The organism is Nitrospirae bacterium YQR-1 (assembly GCA_039908095.1).
GTDB lineage: Bacteria > Nitrospirota > Thermodesulfovibrionia > Thermodesulfovibrionales > Magnetobacteriaceae > Magnetomonas.
Genome location: JAMOBJ010000071.1, coordinates 1 through 1,691 on the forward strand (window position 1 = coordinate 1; position 1,691 = coordinate 1,691).

2 protein-coding genes are annotated in these 1,691 nt (G+C 43.3%); both read left to right on the plus strand.

Translation table 11 applies throughout. From position 1 onward, the window contains the following. Positions 1-373: hypothetical protein (locus H7844_15880; GenBank protein MEO5358759.1), on the plus strand; the 373-nt coding region annotated here is incomplete at its 5' end. A gap of 60 nt (positions 374-433) precedes the next feature. After that, positions 434-1,534: a response regulator gene (locus H7844_15885; protein ID MEO5358760.1), complete on the plus strand. Its 1,101-nt coding sequence runs from the start codon at positions 434-436 to the stop codon at positions 1,532-1,534. Positions 1,535-1,691: the final 157 nt, after the last annotated feature.

Sequence of the window (1,691 nt, forward strand, 5' to 3'; positions counted from 1 at the left end):
GAAAAACGTCTGTGCCCACAGCCAGTATTCCTTTGACCCCCGCCGCCATAAGCGCCGGTGTTATGATAAACCCGCCGGCAAAGCAGTGCTTAAAACATGGTGGATAGTACTAAAGGCTATGGATAAGCAATTAAAGAAAGACGGCAAAATAGAGGAAGCCTCCATAGTGTCGGAGGTGTCTAAAAAAACAGTAGAGCCGGCTTATAACTTCTACGGCATAGAGGCACAGAGCGTAAAAGACAAGGCGATTCTTATGACCGGCCTTCTGGTGTTTTATGTTATCTATACCATGTGGTGGGGCTTTGCCATATTTTACATATTTGAGGGCATAGGGCTTTCTATGAAAAAGGCAAAGGTTAAAAAAGAAGTATAAAATATGGTATAATCTACAGGGTTGAAAACGAAATAGTTTTAAAGGATAATATAAAACTAAATGCAGCCAAACAGACAAATAAGCGTCCTCCTTGTGGATGACGAGGAGGATTTCCTTTACAAGCTGGCAAGACGGCTTGAGGTCAGGGGATTTAAAACTGAGACGTCCCTAAATGGTATTGATGCTCTGAGGATGTTAAAGGATAAGAGCTTTGATGTTGTCATTCTTGACCTGACAATGCCGCAGCTGGATGGTATAGAGACCCTCAGGAGAATGAAAAAAGAAAATCCCGACATGCAGATAATGATCTTAACGGGACACGCCACAGTGGAAAAAAGCGTGGAGGCTATGAAAGAGGGAGCTCTGGACTTTCTGGAAAAACCTGTGGATATAAATCTACTTGTTGAAAAAATGACGGTAGCATGGGAAAAGTCTGAGAAGGCAAAAATAGAGCAACGGATGGCGCATACGGAGAAACTGGCCTCCCTTGGCACACTGGCCGCAGGGGTGGCGCACGAACTGAATAATCCCTTAACTATAATTCTGGGAATGACCGACTTGATGCTTGAAAAAGTACAGGACAGCAGCGAGGAGTTTGAACTTCTAAAGACAATAGAGCGTCAGGGGACTAATGCCAAGAGGATAGTGGAGAAGCTGGTACGTTTTGCCAGAGATACGGAGCTTAATGATGAGGACTTCGATGTTAACGAAAGCATAAATGAGGTTCTCTCTATGGTCAAAAAGACCATGTCACTCAGTAAGATAGAGATACTGAGCGACATGGACTCCACAATACCCAAAATAAAAGGAAATTACGGTGAGTTGCAGCAGGTATTTTTGAATATAATTACGAATGCTTTTCATGAGATGAAACACGGCGGGCTTTTAACGGTACGTACCTCAAAACTTGAAAACGGTGGAGGGGTGGAGATACGTTTTTCCGATACAGGCACGGGGATAGAGAAAAAGTACCGCAACAGAGTGTTTGATCCTTTTTTCACAACAAAGAAAGTGGGAGAGGGAACCGGGCTTGGTTTAAGCGTATCTTACGGGATAATAGAAAAGCATAAGGGTACGATAGTTTTTGAGACAAAGACCATGGATGAATCAGAGACTTCCGGAACAACGTTTATTATAACACTGCCGGAGCTTATAGCCTAAGCTTAGGTGGTTATACGAGGAGGGAGGATGGTGGATGAGTAAACCTAAAATATTGGTAGTTGATGATGAACCTGACATGTTGAGGCTATTGTGGCTGCAGCAATTTCCGACAGGTGTGAGAGCATTTCTTATACATACACGGAGCCGACGATATTTT

Bases quoted from the DNA above. Each gene is read 5' to 3' on its own strand.
- H7844_15885 (MEO5358760.1), top strand. From the start codon at position 434: ATGCAGCCAAACAGACAAATAAGCGTCCTCCTTGTGGATGACGAGGAG.